This is a genomic window from Komarekiella delphini-convector SJRDD-AB1, from assembly GCF_014831675.1.
Classification (GTDB): Bacteria; Cyanobacteriota; Cyanobacteriia; order Cyanobacteriales; family Nostocaceae; genus Komarekiella.
Genome location: NZ_VJXY01000077.1, coordinates 1 through 19,012 on the forward strand (window position 1 = coordinate 1; position 19,012 = coordinate 19,012).

The following is a 19,012-nucleotide window of genomic DNA, read 5'->3' on the forward strand; positions in this document are numbered from 1 at the left end:
AGCTAATCTCTATTGTTGAAAGGTTAGGGATTTGTTTTATTTATAGTTGTAGCAACTTGTAGGATTATCTATGTCATTTTCAAATCTTTTTTAGTTTTTATTAGTAAATAAGATGCGTTCGCCCTGATTCCTACCCAAGCCGCATTTTGGGCGGAAGTTTCTATGTCTAGGCCTTTAACAGACTCTTTCTCTACGTCTGCGACTTCTGGAGAAAGAGTAATAACTTGCGGCACACCATCAGGATAGATTTGGGCGAGTGCCTTATTGACACTAGCGCCCAAGTCACAAGTTAAAACGAGCTTAATCGGATCAGATTGGTTTAAAGCTGTCATCTTATTCCTTTTGAAGCATTTTGTTGGCTGCAATCATTTTAGGAGTGGGTTGAAGATTCATATTCCAGTCGTCGTCATTTTCATCGTCGTTATTATCTTCAATATCATTATTATCCTCCTGTTGTTGAGGAGTTTCTGCAATTGTCCTTTGAGCGATCGCAGGAATTGTTTTAGTTAAATCTGGTACTGATGCAATTGTATTTAATCCAGCCAGTTGTTGAATAGAAGTCAACTTTTTCGAGAGATTCTCAGCAGCAGCGCGACAAGCAAGACGAAATTCTTCGGGGCTTACCTTACCCTCTAATGCTTCAACAACCCAGTAAGAAGTAGCTCCTTCCAGAAGTAGGTCAATAGCAGTTTTACCAGAAGGATAGGCTAATAAATATTCAATGACCTTGCCTTCCCAAGTTGCGGTACTGCGTTTAAACTTTGGAAGTTCAACATTATGCTGTTCTGCCATAATACTAGACATAAGTACATTAGTATTAAAGCACACAAAAAAAGTACTAGTGTAAGAAAAGGGTGTTGAGGAGGTGTTGAGGGGGTGTTAGCGCGGTGTTGACGAGGTGTAAAAAGCAGAAAAAGCCACATTAAGAGCAAGAGGAGAACAGAGAATCAGGGGGTGTTGAGGGGGTGTTGAGGGGGTGTTGGCGGGGTGGAGTAAAAGGAGATTTCGGGGAGTTACCATGTATGGTGTACTCACTTCACTTTTGCGCCCTGCGGGTGGCTTGCGCCATTTTTCGCTGCGCTCAAAACGCAAAAGTCGTTCGCCCTTCGGGATCGGATGCAATCCAAGATAGTCGTGTAAAAAATCAATGGTAGCTCTTGCAATTCTGCGCGTTGAGAAACTAAAATCCTTTGGTAACGTTGGTGGCAGTGAAGCGCACACTGCTCGACTTCAAGATACACCAAATGCCGATCGCACTAAGACTAATATTAGACTGATTGGTAATTTGGGGGAACCACCTTTAGAAGAATTGGTGAAGGCGAAAATTGCGATCGCCACCAAAAGTCCACCTCGCAAAGATGCGGTGCTGTGCAGTGATATTTTCCTCTCAGCTTCCCCAGAGTACTTTCGCCCTGATTCACCATCATTAGCAGGTGAATGGGATGAGCAGAGAATGTGGGATTTTGCCAATGCTTCTAAAAAATGGTTAGAGGAAAATTATGGCGATAAGTGCATCCGAGCAGAGTTACATTTAGATGAAGCGACTCCCCACATTCACGCTTACGTCGTGCCAATTAATGACCGCACCAAAAAACTGTCGCACAAGGAGATGTTTGGCGGCAACGGCAGACAAGCTAGTATTAAAATGTCCAAACTCCAGGATTCCTATGCTGCTGCTCTTGCACCCTTGGGCATCTCACGGGGGATCAAAGGCAGTCAGGCAACTCATACTAAAGTAAAAGAGTATTACCAAGCGGTCAACAGCGAACCCTTAATGCTGGAATTAGACCGACTCGCCCCCTTGCCGGGAGAAACAGCACAACAGTTATTTGAGCGCATTAAACAAGACTCGGCAATCCAGGCAATTAACCATCAACTGGCAGATCGGAAATTCACACTTCAAAAATCTCAACGAGCTGCTCAAAATGCTCTAGCTGCCCAGGAGTCGCGTCAACAAACGGAACAACGTGCAGTTGAATTAGTAAGAGAAAACTATTTAACAAGACAGCAATTAGACCAGATGCGAGATTTACCCCTAGAAGATGTAGCGTGGCAGTTGGGATTAGACCGTGATACTAAACAATTGCGGCGATGGCGTGGTTTGGGTCACATTATTAGTATTAGTGGCGATTCCAAGTTCTACGACTTTCACCCCACCCAAGAAAAGGGCGGCGGTGGTTCCATCGATTTGGTGATGCACGTCAATAAATGTAGCTTTCGAGGCGCGATCGCATGGCTTCATGATCGTTTTGGTGAAGCAGGGATAGAAAGAGCCGCGGCACATAAAGCCAAGATTGAGGCGAAGGCGATCGCTTCTTCGGAACCAGTACCACAGTTCTTACCTCCGATTGCTGATGAAACCCAATGGCAGGCGGTACACCATTACTTGACCAATAAGCGAAAATTACCATCAAACTTGATTCAGGCTCTTAAAGAGCGGGGTCTTATTTACGCTGATGAACAACAAAACGCTGTGTTTGTGATGCGTTCGTTAGATGAAGAGGTTAAAGGGGCGTTTTTGCGAGGCACAAAGGGAGAAAACAATATCTTCATGGGTTACGAGAAAGGAACTAAGCGTACTTCGGGCTGGTTTTGGTTCCGTACTGGGGGTAAACCAACTGATGAAGTTAAACGAGTAGTTTTGTGTAAATCTCCCATTGATGCCATCTCCCTTTCCACAATTGAGTTGACAAAGCCAACTCAAGAGCCACAAACAAGAACTATGTATTTAGTTGCCGATAGCCCCCAAAGTCTACCAGTGGAGTTGATCAAAACTATTCCCACTGTAGAACTAGCTTACGATAATTCATCTACTGGTGATGAGATAGCACGAATTATTAAGCAAATGCTACCTCGTGCTAAGAGAAACAAACCCAAAGCTGTCGATTGGAATGAGGAATTGGAGAAGCGATCGCGCCAAGAAGAGGAAAAGCGCAAGCAGCAGCAAGGGCTAGAGCTTTAATTGAATTGACAATTTATTTTAAAATAAAATTACATAGTCGTGAACTATTCAACTTACTGGTAATTAAAATCAGATAGTGGAAAACGACGATTACTGTTCAAGTAAAGGAGAACATTCATGTTATATTATGTTTGCGATTTGTATAAAAATAATAACTGGAATCTTTTAGCTGAAGAAGTCGCTGCTAGAAAATTCAATACAGAACAGGAAGCAAAACAATGGTTTAGAAATAAATGCTCTGATAATATAGAGTTCAGTGGTTTCCATCAAACTGAACGCTATGTCACCAATTGGGTTTTTTACCAGGGAGAAGAGATTGGTGAAATTACTCAACGCCCTAGTTTTAAAGAAAATCACTAAAAATTGAGATACAAATTTCTTAACTATTAATTTCTTAAAAAAATGAAGAAACTTGTCAAAACATTAAATGACGCTCATTGATGGACAGCTAATACGAGAATATGTCAAGCAAGAATGTCAGAAATATAAACCGCTATTTCAAGCATCTCAAAAAGAAGTAGCAATCATCAGATTTGAAAGTTCAGAAAATGTTAGCAGCCATCTAAAAGCTAGATACGATGCAGCAAGAATCTCAGCCGAGCAGAAAGTTGCAACTTTCAATGCTATTGGCGTTACTTCCAATCACATCGTGTTATCATCTAATATTGCAGTAGAGCAATTTGAAAGTATTATTCAATCTATTAATGAAGATAACCAGGTAGCCGCTGCTATAGTTCAATACCCAATACCGATTAAGTTTACAAACTCAATTAGACTATTAGAAGCACACAAAGATATAGATATAGTTCGCGGGCAAAGTAACAATTTATTTGAAAACTGTGCGACTGCTGAAGGAATTGCCAGAATTGTTGAATCTTATGTCCAAAGAGATTCAAATGTTGCAGTTGTCGGCGGAGGTGGTTTTGTAGGTAATGGTGTCATCAAATATTTAGAAGCAAGTAGAATCAGCTGTTTCTGTTTGGAAGACGGTGATGACTTGAGTAGAACTGAAGCAGCTGACATTGTGGTATCTGTCACCGGAAGACAAGGAATTTTCACTCCTTATGTACTCCCGTCTCATCGCTTGGTTGTCGATGGTGGCTTCACACCTACTGCTTCTGGTGTTGCTGGCGATGTAAACCGCAGTGCTTACAGAATCCCCCAGAACATTACGCCCGTCCCTGGAGGTGTTGGCCCGATAGAAATGGCAATTTTAGCAGAACGTTTGGTAAAAATGGATTTGGGCGTAGAACTTGGGAAATGGAACTACCAGCAATTACAGCAAAGTCAGTTGCAACGTGCTGTTATAATTGCTCCTATATCTAAGGCACTTTTTAGACAACAAGCAACCGTTTATCCTCAGTACATTCATCAAGAAAGAGAGAACTTATTTGTCCTACAAGGCGCTAACTACAAGGTCATTTATAACAAGTCAGTAGAAATTTTATCTATTGCTAGAATTGATGAAAAGCTAACGCTTATTCGGCTCAATCTAGCAAATAATCAAATTGAAACTGCTAGAGGTATTACAGATGAGGATGTAACAAGATGGCAGCAAATTCAAACACTTATTAATCCTGCAAAAACTCAATCTCCTGATAGAGGTATAGAGCTTTGAAACTATCAATTATCACTGCAACATACAATAGACCTACACAGTTAGCATCTACTGCACTACAAAGCATTCAAAGTCAAACTGACTGCAATTTTGAGTGGATTGTTATCAATGATGGTGCAAATTCTGATACCAGAGATATCATCACAAATGTCAAAAAAACATCTGATTTTTCTGTAACTTATATTGAAATGGAACATGTTGAGCCTAGCAATGGTTTTAGCTTGTGCTATGCTCGGAATTTGGGATTAGACATAGCTTGTGGTGACATTATTTCATACCTAGACGATGATAATAGCATTGCTCCTAGTTTTGTCACATTAACACGACAGTACTTTCAACAAGATTCCAGTATTAGATATAGCATACCAAGGCAGAACCGCCGTCGTGATGTTACCTACAATACTCATGTTATTCGTCAGGGTAAGCCATTTATTTCACCTAGCAATTGCTGTAACCTACAGCAGCTTATATGGCAACAAGAAATATTCGACAGCAATGGATTCGTTCACAACTGGAGCAATGCTCCCCGATGGAATCCTCAGTTTAAAGTATTTGCCGACTACGAGTATTTATTACAATGTGCTTGCAGATGGGGTCAAGATAGCTTTGGTTTTTTTGACCATATTCTTGTTGACTATATTCAGTCCTCCAATGGCATTATTGGCAGTTCTAACTATGAGGAATGGTCAACTGAGCTATCCTTGATTATCGCTTTTCAAAAGAACTATTCTATACTCCAAGAAGACACTATCGAACGCTTGAAGCAGATTATGTCTATTTATAGTAGTAAAGCAGAAATTTCTTTAACACCAAGAGCATTTGTCCTTAAAGAGAATGATCAAGTCTCCAAATGCTAAATTTTATGTCATAAACGTATGAGTGTATTAACTCGTACTTATCTTGAAATTTTATGAATACTCCCTTGCCTTTAGAGCCTCCCGAAAGTGCCTTAGAAGCACTTTTGCAATTGCGGGATTATTATGCTCCTCTTGTAGAAGAGTATAAAAGGTTATATACCCAGTCCCAAGATAGTCTCAATCATGTAGAAGCTTTGCTATCTAATTGGCCAAAAACTTCCTCTTTGGAACAGGAAAAATCCACTCCTCAAAAACAAGAAGAGTCGTTAATATTCCTCACTGATGAATCTAAGAATGACGATTTTGACGATATTCCTCTAGAACCTCTGAAATTAGATGATTCCGAGCCTGAAGCCCTTGATGCAGATGATGATCTGACTGAACTATCAGAATCACCTATGTTCCCGCTCATTGAAACTCGCTCAGACGAAGAACCTGATGCAGTACTGACCCCGGAACTACCAGAGCCGTCTACATTCTCCCTTATAGAAACTCGCTCAGATGAAGAGTCTGACGTAGCTAAAGATATCAGTGGATTACCACAACCCATATTCCCGCCTATAGAAACAGAGACATCAACTCAGGAGCGTTCGCTCCACGGGGTAGAAATTCCCATGCTACCCCAATACCAATTTCTAAGCCGCCCGGAAGCGATTGAACAGATATTAGCAGAAGAGATTGGCACAAGTGTTCATATTGATTTTATCGTGCGATCGCTCTATGGGGAGCTAGAGCCAGAAGTATTCAAGGTGGTAAAAAGTCGAGTTCAATCTTCGCTGACTCAGGGCAAGGAAAGCAATAAGTGGTTTAGTGTCCCTGGAGAACCGGGGTATTTTACTCTCTCTTTGACTTTACTCTCCAAAGATAAAACTAAAAATTCATCCCCTCAAGCAAAGCGCAAAAATAATAAACCAATAAAGCCGCCGCAGCCCAAAGAGATACCAATGCTTAAAGCTTATGAAGGACAATTTTTAATTGATGCCTTGTCTACTTTTCTAAAAGAGAATGCGGGTAAAGTTTTCGGTATTTCAGAAGTAATCACTGGAGTTTATGGAGAACTGAATGCAGCTGATGCTAGAGAGGTCAAGAATAAAGTGCTGAATGAATTATCACGGGGTCATCGTACCGGACGATTCACTAGAGTTCCCGATAAAATAGGATTTTATACCTGGAACTTCAAGTTAATTTAACAGTGGTGAATAATTATTAGCTACTTAGCTACCCTTGAAGAATAACAGAACATTTTAACTACTGTCTAACTTCTGATTGCGCTCCCTCAAGTCAAGAAATTAACTGGGCTAAACTTGCCAAATTATGCTGCTGGATGAAATCATCCTAGGTGTGAAAACAGCACGAAAGATGTTTGAAGTAAATCAGTAGAGCGATTGAGCTAACTTTCGTCAGTTTGATGGATGCTCAAAAGTGCTTAATTAAGTCAGATTGTTAGGAAATATTGCTTTTAATTCAAAACTTGTACAGTACTGATGATAAAAATGCCAATCGTTCGCCAAATCCTATCAGACCCAGATACCGGGTTACTACCATATTTAAGGGAGCAACTCCAAACAGAGAACTTTTTGCATTTTAAAGCCTTGTTTGGTTTTCATGTAGACGAGTATTCTACGCAAATTACTTCTAATAATAATTTTTTAGAAGTACAAACGGCACTTTTGTTAACTCTCAATTTATCGATTGTTGTAGACAGCCAAACACCCCCAGATGAAGCGACGCTCCACGCTCTTGAGTTTCAAGAATTGCTAGATGCACAAATTATTATCTGGAGTCAGGACAACGAAAAATTGCTTAAACCAATTTCACAAATTAAAGGGACTCTCAGCCAGTTGTTAGAAATACCGTACCAGGGTGGTTATCTTCCAGGCTTTGAAATTAGAAGCCAGTTTACTCTAAACTACAGTGCTGGCACTGCACAGTTAAAGCAGTCAGATGAACTAACTCAAGAGCGTCCATCCTCTTTGTATAGTCCAGGCGAACGCACTCCTATAAGTGGACAGTACGAACTGATCAATTCTAATGGAGAAGGCACAGGATTAGAAGTAACGTCAACTGCTGGCAATCCGTTTCCTCCAACGAGTCAACCTGAGCAATCATATCGGTTAGTTGACCCCACTGTTCACAAAAAGCGTAATCACTAGCAGAGTAAAGCCAATCTTGGGCTAGGTTTGTGAGGCGATCGCACTTTACCCACAGAAATCATCCACGCGGATATCCCGCCAAATATCAGAAACCTGCCAGCCGGAGTTACCAACAGATTGAACTGGAGGGTTGTCCAGCAATGGAATATAGCCAGGTTCTCGCAGTTCTGGAATGATTACTGGTTTTTCCTCAACTATAGGAGGTGGAAAATCAACACTATCAGCTTGAAGAAGTTGGTCTTCGGCTTCTTCAATTTCCTTCATCTGTCTGAGAGTGAGCTTTTCAGATTTTTTGATGAGTTTCCTGTCCATAAAAACTGTGATGTAGTTAAATACTGAAAAATCGCACAGAATCAATAGGATACAGCAACTTTGCGGAAAATACGAGTACTTTACCAAGTAATTTATAAGATGAGTAGCCAAATTAAGCGATCGCCACCACGCAGCAGAGGGGAAAAATGCTTTTCAAAAGCTTAAAGTAAAAAACATTAAAACTGAGTTTCTTACTTGGGTTGCCACAATCAAGTAATATCGAGGCTTGAGGCTGCCAATGCTGTTTTGTCATCTTGGGCAGTCGAGGCTGGGGACAAAAGTATTAAACCAATGCCGAGCATCTCTATTGCGTGGTTGAAGTTCACTAGATCAGATTCCTTGACGTATAATTTTCCCAAAATTAATTGGTAAGAAAGATAAACTAAAGTGCAGCAGTATAAGTAGTAGAAATTTTGCTATGACCATCACGGAAAACTTGATCCTGCCTGGGCTAGGCATTGCTGCAATTGGATTATTTGCGGGGATTTTCTATCAAGCAGTGAGTGAAGCCATTGATCGACGTAGGTATCCTCCACAAGGTGAACTTGTAGATATTGGGGGATTTTGTTTACATATAAACTGTATGGGGCAGGGCACACCAACGGTTGTTATGGATGCTGGTGGTAGTGCTCCCTCAATTACATGGGGCTTGGTTCCATCTGAAATTGCTAAATTTACCCGTGTTTGCACTTATGATCGAGCGGGGTTGGGTTGGAGCGATCCCAATCCCAGGATCTCCCGCACCAGTCAGCAGAGCGTTGATGAATTACATTTACTTTTGACTAAGGCTAGAATTAATCCTCCCTACATTTTAGTTGGACACTCATTGGGTGGAGTCAATATGCGGCTGTATGCAAGTCAATATCCAGAAGATGTGGTCGGATTAGTGTTAGTCGATTCTTCCCATGAAAATCAGATGACATCCGAAATGTGGAGGCGCATAAAAATGCAGTCTTGGCTTTATCAGGTTTTGAGGGTTGTCAGTCAAGTTGGAGTGCTGCGATTAATCGGGGAGATGAATCTGTTACCAATTCTTGAGGACATTAAGCGAGAAATTCAAAAATATCCGCTGGCAGTACAAACCTTATTTGATACCTATAAATCCTTCTGTTACCGTCCCGACTATTGGGCAACCGCATCCAGTGAACTTGCCAATATAAAAAAGAGCTTTGAGGAACTTCAATCAGTTACATCACTGGGCAGCCTGCCTTTGATTGTGTTGAGCCAAGGTTCTAAAGATTCAAAGATGAGTGATGAAAGATTCCAGAAATGGGCATCGCTTCAGTTAGACTTGACCAAACTATCGTCAAATAGCCAACATATCATTGCAGAAAACAGTGGGCATCTTGTTCCGCTAGATCAGCCTGAGTTGGTTATTAGTGCAGTTCATCAACTGATTAAGAAAATCAAACAAACAAACTTGTGAAATAGCCAATGTGTCGCAAGGAAGTTATGCGGTTGTGGCTACCTGAAAGCGGGAGCAACGCGATTTTTTGAAATTGGGTTTTATTCTCAATTACATAGGTAAATTCTCAATAACCTCAGGTATTTGGGTAGCGATCGCCAACTGTAGGGGGAGCATCATCACTCGTTTTTGTCCGACTTCAGAAAATCGCGTTGCTCCCCCTGAAAGCTTAACTACAAGGCATTGGCAGCCTTGACTTTGGATCTGTTTCCTAGCTGATTTTCTTACTTTGGCAGGATTTGCACTCTACTGGCCCCCAATAGTGATGTTAGACTGCCTCCTAATACAAAGTTGGAAAATGCCTTGATTACAGGTCGCTACACTTACCCATCATTTTCAACAATTGCCCCAAGTAGAGATGTGATCGCCCTTTCAATACGTTGCCATCCAGTCGGTGAACTGAAATCAATTCCCAAGAATGTATCGCTGACTTTGGTTCGCATAACCAGATAAACAATTCCAGCAATCAAAACTGCACTGATGGCAGGGATATCTTTATCTGGGGGGAAGGAATACTTCTGCTTGAGAAATTCCAAACTCTCAATCGCCACTTGATCGCGCACTGTTGCTAACTCATGGGTTAACTCATTACCTTGGAGTAACTCCCAACGCATAATCTCTTGCGTGATGGGTCTTTCTTGCAAGTCATGCATAAAGCGTGTCAGTAACAATACCATCCAGTCAGCCAGCGATTCTGCATCGACGGCAGTTTCATCCTCAATTAATTCTTCAACTGTAATCCAATAGTTGCCTGACTTGCCAAAAGTTTGTAGCAGCGAGGGAAGATTCTCAAAATATCGATAAATCAACACTTTATCAACTCCGGCTTCACGGGCGATCGCATTCACCCCTAGTTGCTTAAAGCCTGATTCTGCCAAGAGTTTACCAACTGCTGCCAGAATTCGTGCCTTCGTTTCTTCTTTGTCTCGCGCCATGAATCGTTCTCATCTACTTGTCACCACTCAGTGACTATGATACTTTGTCACTAAGTGGTGACGAAAGAGGACTAAAAATGCAAAAAATTTCTTTTGAGTTAGAGGTATATTCCTTCCACATTGATTTTCTTGGCCATGTAAACAACAGTGTCTATATTCAGTGGATGGAAATTGGACGGACAAAGCTACTGGAAGCTGTTGGAATGCCAACACAGAAAATCTTTCAGCAAGGGTTTGCTCCGATTTTGGTTCAAACCAACATCACTTACAAATCACCGCTCTATTTGGGCGAACGTGTGCAGGTGTCCATATGGCTCTCTGAACTGAAGAATGCCTCTGCGATTATGCAGTTTTGTTTTTATAACGAACAGAGAATACTAACAGCACAGGGATGGCAAAAAGGATTGTTTGTGGATAAACAAACAATGCGCCCAAGGCGGTTACGCCCAGAGGAACGGTCTTTGTTCTTGCCATATGTGCATTCAACGGTGGATGCTCAAGGTAGTAAATCACTGATTGGTGCGCCATAATTTGAGGAAACCTGATTATGAATCTTGAGTCCCGGCGTCAAAGATTATTGAAAATTCTGCTAATTGCCAGCATCATTTCTACGGGCATTCACTTCACTGATAATTATTTATTCATCGAGCGATACCCTCAGCCAAACTGGATTACTGCCCCTTCAATTTATCAATCATGGCTCATTCTAACAATACTAGGAATTACTGCCTATTGGTTGTATAAATATCGAAAGTTTTGGCTTTCTTATGGCTGTCTGTTGGTCTACTCATTAACAGGTCTAGCAAGCCCAGGACATTATATTTATGGAAGTTTGTCACAGTTCTCAGCAAAAATGCATCTTTTTATTTGGACTGATGGGTTGACTGGTTTAGCGATATTAGGATTTATCATCTGGTCAGCACTAATCCTTAAACAGTGGCGGCGAGAACCTAGATCAACTGACGATACCCAATCTTAAATTGATGCTTTAATGCCTGGAATACACTTAATACAATTTGGATAAGTCCAGTATTGCGACATTACACATAATTAGGAAAAGGTGTAACACCTGTCTCAAAGCCTTTTATATTCATCCCTACCAGAGTGAGAACGCTGCCAAGTACCGCCAGAAAAATACCCCCTTCTGAGTGCAGGTATTCTAATTTATCTTATTAATGGACACAAAAGAATAATTCTGGTTCAGTATAGGATTTCTGTATATATGCTTATTTTATAGCAAGGCAATATGGATGCTTGAGGTGAGGCGATCGCTGATTGTTCAAAATCACTTCACAATAACTGAGCGAGTAGCGGCTGTAACTCTATAGTGCTGATGTACTATAGAGTTGCTAACATAGCATTTTATTTTCTCGTTTAAAGTAGACCGAGTGCGGGGCTGCTAATAACGTTTTGGCGATTGAGTGCGTAATTAGATGAGGAAAATAATTCACCTAGACATGGACGCATTTTACGCATCAGTGGAACAGCGGGACAATCCTAGCTACCGAGGTAAACCGCTAGTAGTCGGTGGCAGTCCTAACCAACGAGGCGTGGTAGCAGCAGCCAGCTATGAAGCTCGTAAATTTGGCATTCATTCTGCGATGCCTTCAGTAGTTGCGATGGCTCGTTGTCCCGAACTTATCTTTGTCAGACCAAGATTCGATGTCTACCGAGAAATCTCCACTTCAATCCACACCATATTCAAACGCTACACTGATTTAGTGGAGGGAATAGCTTTAGACGAAGCATATCTAGATGTTACTGAAAATAAGCAAAACATCCCCTACGCTTCTACTATTGCAAGACACATTAAAACTGCAATTTTCCAAGAAACGAAGTTAACGGCAACTGCGGGTGTTTCGATTAACAAGTTTCTTGCAAAAATGGCATCAGGGCAGAACAAGCCGAATGGACTTACAGTGATTTTACCAGAGGGTGCGATCGCCTTTGTAGAGCAACTGCCGATTGAAAAGTTTCACGGCATTGGATCTGTGACGGCAGCTAAGATGCATTCACTGGGCATTCATACTGGGGCTGAATTGAAAGAGCGAGCGCTTGCAGAATTAACACACCACTTTGGAAAGGCTGGTCATTATTACTACAAAATTGCCAGAGCGGAAGATGACCGATCAGTTGAGCCAAATCGGGTTCGGAAATCCATAGGTGCAGAAACCTCATTTGCACAGGACTTAAGCAATGTCGGTCAGATGTTGCTTGAACTCGAACAGATTGCCTCTTTTGTGGAGCAACGGTTGAAGCAGCACGAAACGCGAGGCCGTACGTTAACATTGAAAGTCAAATTCTCCGATTATCGCCAGTTAACCCGCAGTAAGACAATGCTTGCTCCCATCAGTGAACTGGATATGATTTTTGAGATAGCTAAAGCACTGTTTGAGTCAATTGACTTAGAGAACCGCAGTATCAGGTTACTGGGTATTTCCTTGTCCAATCTGGATAACGCCAAGCAATCTCAAGTGATTCAACTGCCACTGTTTAAGAATGGAAGTACTACCTTTTAAGGAGTATCTAACAATTGCCCACTATTAACTACCATTAGATAATATTTACAAATAAACTTGTGACTTATACCTGAGCATTACTCTTCTACTTTCTTAAGGGTATCAGGCTTGTGAGCAGCTTCGTTTCTTGTCTGATCACTTTTGACTACATACTCTGGGTTATCAACACTTGCAGCAATGTGGTTTCCTCTCAAGTTTGTAGGTGAAGTGAGCTTTTGTACTACTTCGCCAGTTTTTACGCCTTGTAGAGCTTTCCATTCAACTTTATCGCCTGTTTTGAATTGTTCAGCCACAACAGTCTCCTATTTGATGTTTTATACCTTTTCAAGTCACATGATGTTTGTGATTTCAAAGATATTCATCATTCTAGTGATAGAGAAAATGCTTGCTCCGACTTCTCACTTTTTAACGGCTCAATCCCTATTTGCTTCTTTTAACACGATGCTGCAAAGCATGTTTGTATTATTGCTATTAGATACAAGGCAAAACTACATTTTAGTAAAATCAATCACTAAAATGTAGTCAACACATTAACATCTCCTTGCATCATCCAATTAAGAATGATACTACAGGTATACCAACTATCAAAACTCAATTCAATTTGTATGCAACGTGTTCCAGGCTTTTATTCCTTTGGCAATTGATGTATCAAAGTGCTAAATGTTACTACAAAACAAATTTTATCTACTCGCAAAAGTTATCCATGCGGATATCCCGCCAAATGTCACAAATCAAGGTTGATGAGGTTATCTGTATCAAGGGCAGTATCCTGATAGTTTTTTACACACCCGAAAACTGCTGGCAATTCCGTATAATTAGCCATACGGGTGAAATCTATGGGGAACAAAAGATTTACTACAGTGCTGATGCGGCGTTGCGAACTGGTTTGGAGTGGCTGAGGGATGAGGAGTAGATGAATGCGATCGCTCGTTATGAGGTCGCTAATTCTGCATACGCAAAAAACTGAAACACCGAATTTATGCTGTTGCAAAAACCAACTCGCACTCCAAGCGATCGCAGCATTGACGTGATCCAAGGCAAGTAATGTAACCAGTACAGGATAAATATTGTGCTACAGTCCGTAAAAGCGCGGTTTATGTAAGAAATTCCACAGTGTTTCAGTAGCAAAGCTCTTGGGGGATGAAGCAGTGGTAAAAATCAAGCAGGTTTGGAAAGAATGGTTGTCTAATAACCAGCAGTTAGAAAAAGCTGGAGAGAATGTAGAACGCGGAACAGAGTCGTTTAAAAACGTCATAGATTTAGCGATCGCTCTTGGTATACTAGCATCACCATCAGCACCAGTGTTTTCTGCGGCATTACCATTTGTAGGAGTTATCGCTAAAAAAGGACTGGGAATACTGCATGATAAAACAAATCAAAAGCCTGAAATAGAAAAATGGGTGGCAGTTGCTTGCCCAATAGCTTACATTAATAGCTTTAATACTTTAGTGCAAAGAAATGTTTGGTTACAGGAAAGGCTAAATGTACAGATAGCAGAGCAGGGTGTTAAATCTGAGTTTAATCAACTGGGAGAACTAGAATTAAATAATAATCAAGCTGAAAAAGCACTGACAGATTTTTGTAACTCAATATTAGGACAAGCTTTAAATCAACAATTATTGGCTTATTTACAAAAAGTAGGAATAGCAGAGAATATTGCTTCAATCGTAACTGGATGGGTGGCTTGGGATACATATAACTATATTGAACAGCTTTTTTCCTATGAATCAGAAGATGTGCGCCAAACTTTAAGTTTAATGATAACGGCAGCACAAGAGGTAAGAGCCAATGAGAAATACGCCAGCATAGAGTCATACCTGAAAGAGCAGATATCACCATCACCCAGTAATCCATTATTAATTGAAAGGTGGAAAGTGATTGGTGAAGAATTTAAAATACCGGAAATCTATGTGCCACTGAAAGCTTACTTGTTGGATAGCAATGGCGAACTTAAAGAAAAGTCAGTTGTTGATTTAGAGAATTGGGTAACAGAGCAACTGAATAAATCTGAAATAAATAGGCAAGTTATTTTTATTCAAGCAAGCCCAGGACGAGGAAAAAGCGTTTATTGTAAAATGTTTGCAGAGCGGGTAAGAAAAGAACTTCACCCAATTTGGATACCAATACTAATTAGGCTAAGAGACATAGATACTTTTGAGCCAAATATCGAAAATACTCTTCGTGCATCTGTTAGAGAAAACTTTGCTAACCGAGATGATTGGTTAAGCGATCGCAAGACTCGATATTTATTTATATTAGATGGTTTTGATGAACTACGTTTGGAAGGAAGAACAGCAAAGGGAATCGAAGATTTCCTGAAGCAGGTAGGGAATTATCAAGCACAAACAGGATGTAGACATCAGTTTATAGTGACTGGTAGAGAATCGGCTCTACATGGTATTGAAAATCGTGTACCCACCAACCTAGATAGAGTAGAAATTGCGCTAATGGATGAGCAAATTCAAGCGCAATGGCTAAAAAATTGGAGTAGATTATTCGGACAAGATAAAGCAGAAGAATTTCAGAAGTTCCTCAAAACAAATAATTGCCCTAACCGTGTTAAAGAATTAGCAAGAGAACCGCTGCTACTATATCTTTTAGCAGCAATGCACCGGGATGATGAATTAACTATTCAAATGTTTGAAGGAGCTAATGATGCCCAGGCTAAAATAGTAGTTTATCAAAAGACACTAGATTGGGTTTTAACAAAACAACGTCCTCAAGAGCTTAATAAAGAGCTTACAGAATTTGATACAGAAGACTTGCGGCTTATTCTAACTGAAGCGGGGTTATGTGTAACTCAATCTGGAAGAGAGTGGACTTCAATTAAAGCAATTGAGTCACGCCTCAAGAATGATAAAACAGCGAGGCAGATGTTGGAAGAAGCACAGAAGAGGCTTGGTGAAAACCCCTTAAGAAATGCGTTAGCAGCATTTTATCTACGTCCAGCAAAAGCATCCCCCTCAACAGAGGGTGCTGTCGAGTTTATTCATAAGAGTTTTGGTGAATTTTTGTGCGCTCAAAAAATCAAAGAGATCTTAAGACATTGGACAAAAATAGATTCTGAAACTAGACGTGAGAGATATGTTATTGATGAGGACAAGCTAGCAGAAGAAATCTATGATTTATTTGGCTACGGTGGCTTGACACGAGAGATTGTAGAGTACTTAATGGCTCTGCTTGATTCTGAAGAGAAGTTTCAATACTTAAAATTGTTCGAGCGTTTGTCAGATTTTTATCTTGATTGGTATCAAGGAAAATTTATTGATGGACAAAAACTGAAGATTTTTCCTTTCAATCAAATGCAAAAATTTCAAGCACAAAATATATCTTTAAAGTTAAGAGAAGTTGATATATTTACTGGGCTAAATGTAATGATTCTTCTCTTAGAGCTACACCGTTATGCTCAAACTCAAGATGAACTAAAGGATAATATTGTCTTTTATCCTTGCGGTAAAAAAGACAGCGATAATTTTGATGGTCAGCGATTGCTTCGGATTATTGGATATAGCAACAGTGTTACCGTAAGTACTTTTTTAGAAACTGTTGGTTATTTCCTCTCTGGCGCTAATCTCAGAGGCGCTAACCTCTCTGGCGCTAACCTCTCTGGCGCTAATCTCAGAGGCGCTAACCTCTCTGGCGCTAATCTCAGAGGCGCTGACCTCTCAAACGCTAATCTCTCTGGCGCTGGGGGATACGCTAGATTCCCATGCGGCGCTGACCTCAGAAGCGCTGACTTCTCACAGGCTAATCTCTCTGGCGCTGGACTCTCAGACGCTAATCTCTCACATGCTAACCTCTCACGAGCTGACCTCTCACGAGCTCACCTAGATCGCGCCAATCTCTCACATGCTAACCTCTCACATGCTAACCTCTCACGGGCTGATCTCACATGCACTTATCTCCATTGTTCTAATCTCTCACATGCTAACCTTTCTGAGGTTAACTTCTTCGGGGCTGGCTTCGATGGCGCTAATTTAACCAATATTGTTTGGGATGAGAATACAACATGGGCAAGCGTTCAAGGCTTGGAGACAGCAGTGAATGTGCCTCAAGTTTTACTAAAGTAAATTAAAAAACTTATCCCACTAATAAATACCTCTACCAATTTACAAGAGTTTAACACCTGTAGGAACGGGATGAATACGATTATTAGCAGTAGGGCTTGGCAAAAATTTGGATTAAGTAAAACATCTAAATAGTTGCTATTCTTTAGATTATTGTGCCATAGCCTTATTCATTTACGTTTTAAACAAAGATTTTTCTTTGAAAGTTGTGACTGTAGTAGTCCTACACCTTTTTTATCTCAGGCTCAATTGCTCCATTTTCTTACACTCTTCCAGCTTGCTCAGCTTCATAATCAGTTCGAGTGATTCCAACTTTTGTGCAATCGGTAGTGGAACTGCAACCTCGGCACTTGCAGTATTGGCAAGCGTTGTCAGCAGCCTTTGACGATAAAACTCCTGCCGCAGCCCCGACAGCACCCCAAGCAATCCCAACTCTGACCACTCGCCCAAATCCTCAGAGTGTACAGACACCCGATAGTACCCACACTCTGTGCGTTCGCATCTTACCGGATAACCCGCTTGATGGCATTTTGACAACAGATTCACAATTGTGGGCTGATAGGTTGCGTTTGGTACATCTGGAAAATCTTTACTCTTGATTGATTTTGTGGTGATTGACTCGGTTGTAGTGCGGCTTAAAGAATCTTTAGTAACGGGTAATTGGCTCAAGCTTTGAGAACTCGTAAATTCACCTGTTTCAGTTTCAGGGGTCATAGATTGCTTATGAACCTCTAGCGAATTTCTCTGTTTCAAGCAGATTAATTCAGAAGCGCTCGCTGCGACTGAATCCCGGTAATTCGCGGGATTGCTATTAACTTCCCCTCCCCACAGTTGAGGCAGCGAGCGCTCAATTACCTCCCGCCCGACGATGTGCCGATGGCAGAAATCCCCAGTCTTCTCAAAGCAGCATAGGGTAATATCTGCGCTTGATTCCCGTTGCTTCCGTACCCAAAGATCAATCAGCTGTTGCCGGGAGTCGAGTATCTCGCGGAACTGCCGCTTGTACTCCTGTTGCGTGGTGGCATCTTTCACTGATGATTTCCACCATTTGAGCAGTTCAGGAGTAGGAGCGAACAACGGTAGATGCCTGCCTTGAAAGCCTTTAGGCGGGTACAGCGATATAGCAACAGCCTCGCCCCTAATCTCACCAGCATAATACGAAGTAAATATCATACTACACCCTTACTAAGTCGGTATCTGTAACCCAAGCCCTGCGGTCGCCAGAAGTACAAAGCTTGCCATCGCACTCGGTTAATGCTGGAGATGCCCACTCCACGGTGTAAGTCCAAAAGTCGTCTATTAAATGAATGCCTTGGACAATCCGAAGCTTGCTGATATCTCTGTTGCAGCGAAATACTACTTTTTCACCCAAATCAAACACAGGCTTGTCTATGCCTGGTTGCAGTTTTCCTGTGCCAATTAGTCGGGATGCAGAGGTATAAACCACTTCATCGTTAAGTGCGATCGCATAACTCCAGTCGCCTTGCAACCATTCCACGCCGCAGCAGTAGCCAAATGAGTTGGCGGTGGTGAGGTAGACTTTCTCCAGTAGGCTGACAGATAACGGTAGAATTTTTTGACCCCAGGGTGGGGAGAGATACCAACACTCTTCTAGTGTGTGGATAAGTTGAGTCATGCAACTGCCTCCTGATTTGACAACAAACTGCACAAATAATCAATTCTTTTCCAAGCCACAGCTGCTTGCCGTGGTGAACAACTTAAACCATAAGCGCGACGGGCATCATAATTGCCCTTGATTCCCTTAGCTACCCCAATGGAAACCCCAACATCCACCGTAAGAACACCGGGTTCAAAGCTTCGTTCTTCATGAGATTTCCGTATTGACGCAACTTGATTTCCAACTTGGTTTGTCCAGGGGGTCGGCTGTTGACGGTAGAATAAGCCATCGGAGTAGGCAACAATAAAGACTCTTTCTCTTTCATGCGGCAAGCCAAGGAAGTATGCGGGTATAGTTTCCCATTCGCATAAGTACCTAATAGTCAACCAAGAAAATTATGACAGGTGTAAATTAGGATATAACCGTTGGAATTTCACTCTGGCATCTGAAGCTGCAAAACGCCAATCGATTTTAGCTTTCTGCTGGTTACGCTCCTTTTCCCAAGC

Annotated in this window: 20 protein-coding genes; 11 read left to right on the top strand and 9 right to left on the bottom strand. The window is 41.3% G+C overall.

Features of this window, described 5'->3' with window-relative positions; genetic code table 11:
- Nucleotides 1-68: 68 nt before the first annotated feature.
- Both FNW02_RS34255 and FNW02_RS34260 read right to left on the bottom strand, forming a co-directional pair.
- On the bottom strand, nt 69-332 hold the full coding sequence (locus FNW02_RS34255; RefSeq protein WP_191761982.1) for a hypothetical protein: 264 nt from the start codon (nt 330-332) through the stop codon (nt 69-71).
- A 1-nt stretch (nt 333) separates the two neighbouring features.
- Complete coding sequence (locus FNW02_RS34260; RefSeq protein WP_191761983.1) at nt 334-804, bottom strand: hypothetical protein; 471 nt, start codon at nt 802-804, stop codon at nt 334-336.
- Between the two features lie 343 nt (nt 805-1,147).
- On the opposite strand from FNW02_RS34260, the gene mobV reads away from it, so the two are divergent.
- From mobV to FNW02_RS34290, 6 genes are all read left to right on the top strand, one after another.
- On the top strand, nt 1,148-2,962 hold the full coding sequence (gene mobV, locus FNW02_RS34265; protein WP_191761984.1) for a MobV family relaxase: 1,815 nt from the start codon (nt 1,148-1,150) through the stop codon (nt 2,960-2,962).
- 117 nt (nt 2,963-3,079) lie between these two features.
- The gene (locus FNW02_RS34270; RefSeq protein ID WP_191761985.1) at nt 3,080-3,322 is read left to right on the top strand and encodes a hypothetical protein; all 243 of its coding nucleotides are present in this window, start codon (nt 3,080-3,082) and stop codon (nt 3,320-3,322) included.
- A gap of 67 nt (nt 3,323-3,389) precedes the next feature.
- Nucleotides 3,390-4,580, top strand: a complete 1,191-nt coding sequence (locus FNW02_RS34275; RefSeq protein WP_191761986.1) for a bifunctional 5,10-methylenetetrahydrofolate dehydrogenase/5,10-methenyltetrahydrofolate cyclohydrolase — start codon at nt 3,390-3,392, stop codon at nt 4,578-4,580.
- Nucleotides 4,577-5,437: a glycosyltransferase family 2 protein gene (locus FNW02_RS34280; RefSeq protein WP_191761987.1), complete on the top strand. Its 861-nt coding sequence runs from the start codon at nt 4,577-4,579 to the stop codon at nt 5,435-5,437. Before FNW02_RS34275 ends, FNW02_RS34280 begins: the two co-directional genes overlap by 4 nt.
- A 53-nt stretch (nt 5,438-5,490) precedes the next feature.
- On the top strand, nt 5,491-6,627 hold the full coding sequence (locus FNW02_RS34285; RefSeq protein WP_191761988.1) for a hypothetical protein: 1,137 nt from the start codon (nt 5,491-5,493) through the stop codon (nt 6,625-6,627).
- A 303-nt stretch (nt 6,628-6,930) separates the two neighbouring features.
- Nucleotides 6,931-7,590: a hypothetical protein gene (locus tag FNW02_RS34290; RefSeq protein WP_191762000.1), complete on the top strand. Its 660-nt coding sequence runs from the start codon at nt 6,931-6,933 to the stop codon at nt 7,588-7,590.
- 45 nt (nt 7,591-7,635) lie between these two features.
- Here FNW02_RS34290 and FNW02_RS34295 read toward each other — a convergent pair whose 3' ends face one another.
- Nucleotides 7,636-7,902, bottom strand: coding sequence for a hypothetical protein (locus FNW02_RS34295; RefSeq protein ID WP_191761989.1), 267 nt, complete (start codon nt 7,900-7,902; stop codon nt 7,636-7,638).
- A gap of 418 nt (nt 7,903-8,320) precedes the next feature.
- On the opposite strand from FNW02_RS34295, the gene FNW02_RS34300 reads away from it, so the two are divergent.
- A complete protein-coding gene (locus FNW02_RS34300; RefSeq protein WP_191761990.1) occupies nt 8,321-9,328 on the top strand; it encodes an alpha/beta fold hydrolase in 1,008 nt (335 codons plus the stop codon).
- A 362-nt stretch (nt 9,329-9,690) separates the two neighbouring features.
- Here FNW02_RS34300 and FNW02_RS34305 read toward each other — a convergent pair whose 3' ends face one another.
- The gene (locus tag FNW02_RS34305; protein WP_191761991.1) at nt 9,691-10,302 is read right to left on the bottom strand and encodes a TetR/AcrR family transcriptional regulator; all 612 of its coding nucleotides are present in this window, start codon (nt 10,300-10,302) and stop codon (nt 9,691-9,693) included.
- A 77-nt stretch (nt 10,303-10,379) separates the two neighbouring features.
- Here FNW02_RS34305 and FNW02_RS34310 point away from each other — a divergent pair, with 77 nt between their 5' ends.
- From FNW02_RS34310 to dinB, 3 genes are all read left to right on the top strand, one after another.
- Entirely contained in the window at nt 10,380-10,832 is a 453-nt protein-coding gene (locus FNW02_RS34310) for an acyl-CoA thioesterase (RefSeq protein WP_191761992.1), read from the top strand.
- A gap of 17 nt (nt 10,833-10,849) precedes the next feature.
- Nucleotides 10,850-11,281 carry a hypothetical protein gene (locus FNW02_RS34315; RefSeq protein WP_191761993.1) on the top strand — a complete coding sequence of 144 codons (432 nt, stop codon included), beginning with the start codon at nt 10,850-10,852 and terminating at the stop codon, nt 11,279-11,281.
- Nucleotides 11,282-11,735: 454 nt separating this feature from the next.
- A complete protein-coding gene (dinB, locus tag FNW02_RS34320) occupies nt 11,736-12,821 on the top strand; it encodes a DNA polymerase IV (RefSeq protein ID WP_191761994.1) in 1,086 nt (361 codons plus the stop codon).
- 77 nt (nt 12,822-12,898) lie between these two features.
- On the opposite strand, the gene FNW02_RS34325 is transcribed toward dinB, so the two are convergent.
- Nucleotides 12,899-13,114: an HVA1 family protein gene (locus FNW02_RS34325; protein WP_191761995.1), complete on the bottom strand. Its 216-nt coding sequence runs from the start codon at nt 13,112-13,114 to the stop codon at nt 12,899-12,901.
- A gap of 431 nt (nt 13,115-13,545) precedes the next feature.
- Complete coding sequence (locus FNW02_RS40020) at nt 13,546-13,857, bottom strand: hypothetical protein (RefSeq protein ID WP_191761996.1); 312 nt, start codon at nt 13,855-13,857, stop codon at nt 13,546-13,548.
- Between the two features lie 112 nt (nt 13,858-13,969).
- Here FNW02_RS40020 and FNW02_RS34335 point away from each other — a divergent pair, with 112 nt between their 5' ends.
- Entirely contained in the window at nt 13,970-16,891 is a 2,922-nt protein-coding gene (locus FNW02_RS34335; protein WP_191761997.1) for a pentapeptide repeat-containing protein, read from the top strand.
- A 231-nt stretch (nt 16,892-17,122) separates the two neighbouring features.
- Here the strand turns inward: FNW02_RS34335 and FNW02_RS39235 are convergent, their stop codons facing one another.
- Genes FNW02_RS39235 through FNW02_RS34350 form a run of 3 tightly spaced genes read right to left on the bottom strand, consistent with a single transcriptional unit; the run spans nt 17,123 to nt 18,892 of the window.
- Nucleotides 17,123-18,061 carry a DUF488 domain-containing protein gene (locus FNW02_RS39235; protein WP_225226122.1) on the bottom strand — a complete coding sequence of 313 codons (939 nt, stop codon included), beginning with the start codon at nt 18,059-18,061 and terminating at the stop codon, nt 17,123-17,125.
- Between the two features lies 1 nt (nt 18,062).
- Nucleotides 18,063-18,524 carry a DUF1392 family protein gene (locus tag FNW02_RS34345; protein WP_191761998.1) on the bottom strand — a complete coding sequence of 154 codons (462 nt, stop codon included), beginning with the start codon at nt 18,522-18,524 and terminating at the stop codon, nt 18,063-18,065.
- Nucleotides 18,521-18,892, bottom strand: a complete 372-nt coding sequence (locus FNW02_RS34350; protein ID WP_191761999.1) for a DNA cytosine methyltransferase — start codon at nt 18,890-18,892, stop codon at nt 18,521-18,523. Before FNW02_RS34350 ends, FNW02_RS34345 begins: the two co-directional genes overlap by 4 nt.
- Nucleotides 18,893-19,012: the final 120 nt, after the last annotated feature.

What these genes read in the sequence shown, in the direction of transcription:
- FNW02_RS34295 (WP_191761989.1), bottom strand. Translation starts at nt 7,902, where the DNA reads ATGGACAGGAAACTCATCAAAAAATCTGAAAAGCTCACTCTCAGACAG.
- FNW02_RS34275 (WP_191761986.1), top strand. Translation starts at nt 3,390, where the DNA reads ATGACGCTCATTGATGGACAGCTAATACGAGAATATGTCAAGCAAGAA.
- FNW02_RS34345 (WP_191761998.1), bottom strand. Translation starts at nt 18,524, where the DNA reads ATGACTCAACTTATCCACACACTAGAAGAGTGTTGGTATCTCTCCCCA.
- FNW02_RS34290 (WP_191762000.1), top strand. Translation starts at nt 6,931, where the DNA reads ATGCCAATCGTTCGCCAAATCCTATCAGACCCAGATACCGGGTTACTA.
- FNW02_RS39235 (WP_225226122.1), bottom strand. Translation starts at nt 18,061, where the DNA reads ATGATATTTACTTCGTATTATGCTGGTGAGATTAGGGGCGAGGCTGTT.
- FNW02_RS34310 (WP_191761992.1), top strand. Translation starts at nt 10,380, where the DNA reads ATGCAAAAAATTTCTTTTGAGTTAGAGGTATATTCCTTCCACATTGAT.
- mobV (WP_191761984.1), top strand. Translation starts at nt 1,148, where the DNA reads ATGGTAGCTCTTGCAATTCTGCGCGTTGAGAAACTAAAATCCTTTGGT.
- FNW02_RS34260 (WP_191761983.1), bottom strand. Translation starts at nt 804, where the DNA reads ATGTCTAGTATTATGGCAGAACAGCATAATGTTGAACTTCCAAAGTTT.
- FNW02_RS34300 (WP_191761990.1), top strand. Translation starts at nt 8,321, where the DNA reads ATGACCATCACGGAAAACTTGATCCTGCCTGGGCTAGGCATTGCTGCA.
- dinB (WP_191761994.1), top strand. Translation starts at nt 11,736, where the DNA reads ATGAGGAAAATAATTCACCTAGACATGGACGCATTTTACGCATCAGTG.
- FNW02_RS34255 (WP_191761982.1), bottom strand. Translation starts at nt 332, where the DNA reads ATGACAGCTTTAAACCAATCTGATCCGATTAAGCTCGTTTTAACTTGT.
- FNW02_RS34285 (WP_191761988.1), top strand. Translation starts at nt 5,491, where the DNA reads ATGAATACTCCCTTGCCTTTAGAGCCTCCCGAAAGTGCCTTAGAAGCA.
- FNW02_RS34305 (WP_191761991.1), bottom strand. Translation starts at nt 10,302, where the DNA reads ATGGCGCGAGACAAAGAAGAAACGAAGGCACGAATTCTGGCAGCAGTT.
- FNW02_RS34315 (WP_191761993.1), top strand. Translation starts at nt 10,850, where the DNA reads ATGAATCTTGAGTCCCGGCGTCAAAGATTATTGAAAATTCTGCTAATT.
- FNW02_RS34270 (WP_191761985.1), top strand. Translation starts at nt 3,080, where the DNA reads ATGTTATATTATGTTTGCGATTTGTATAAAAATAATAACTGGAATCTT.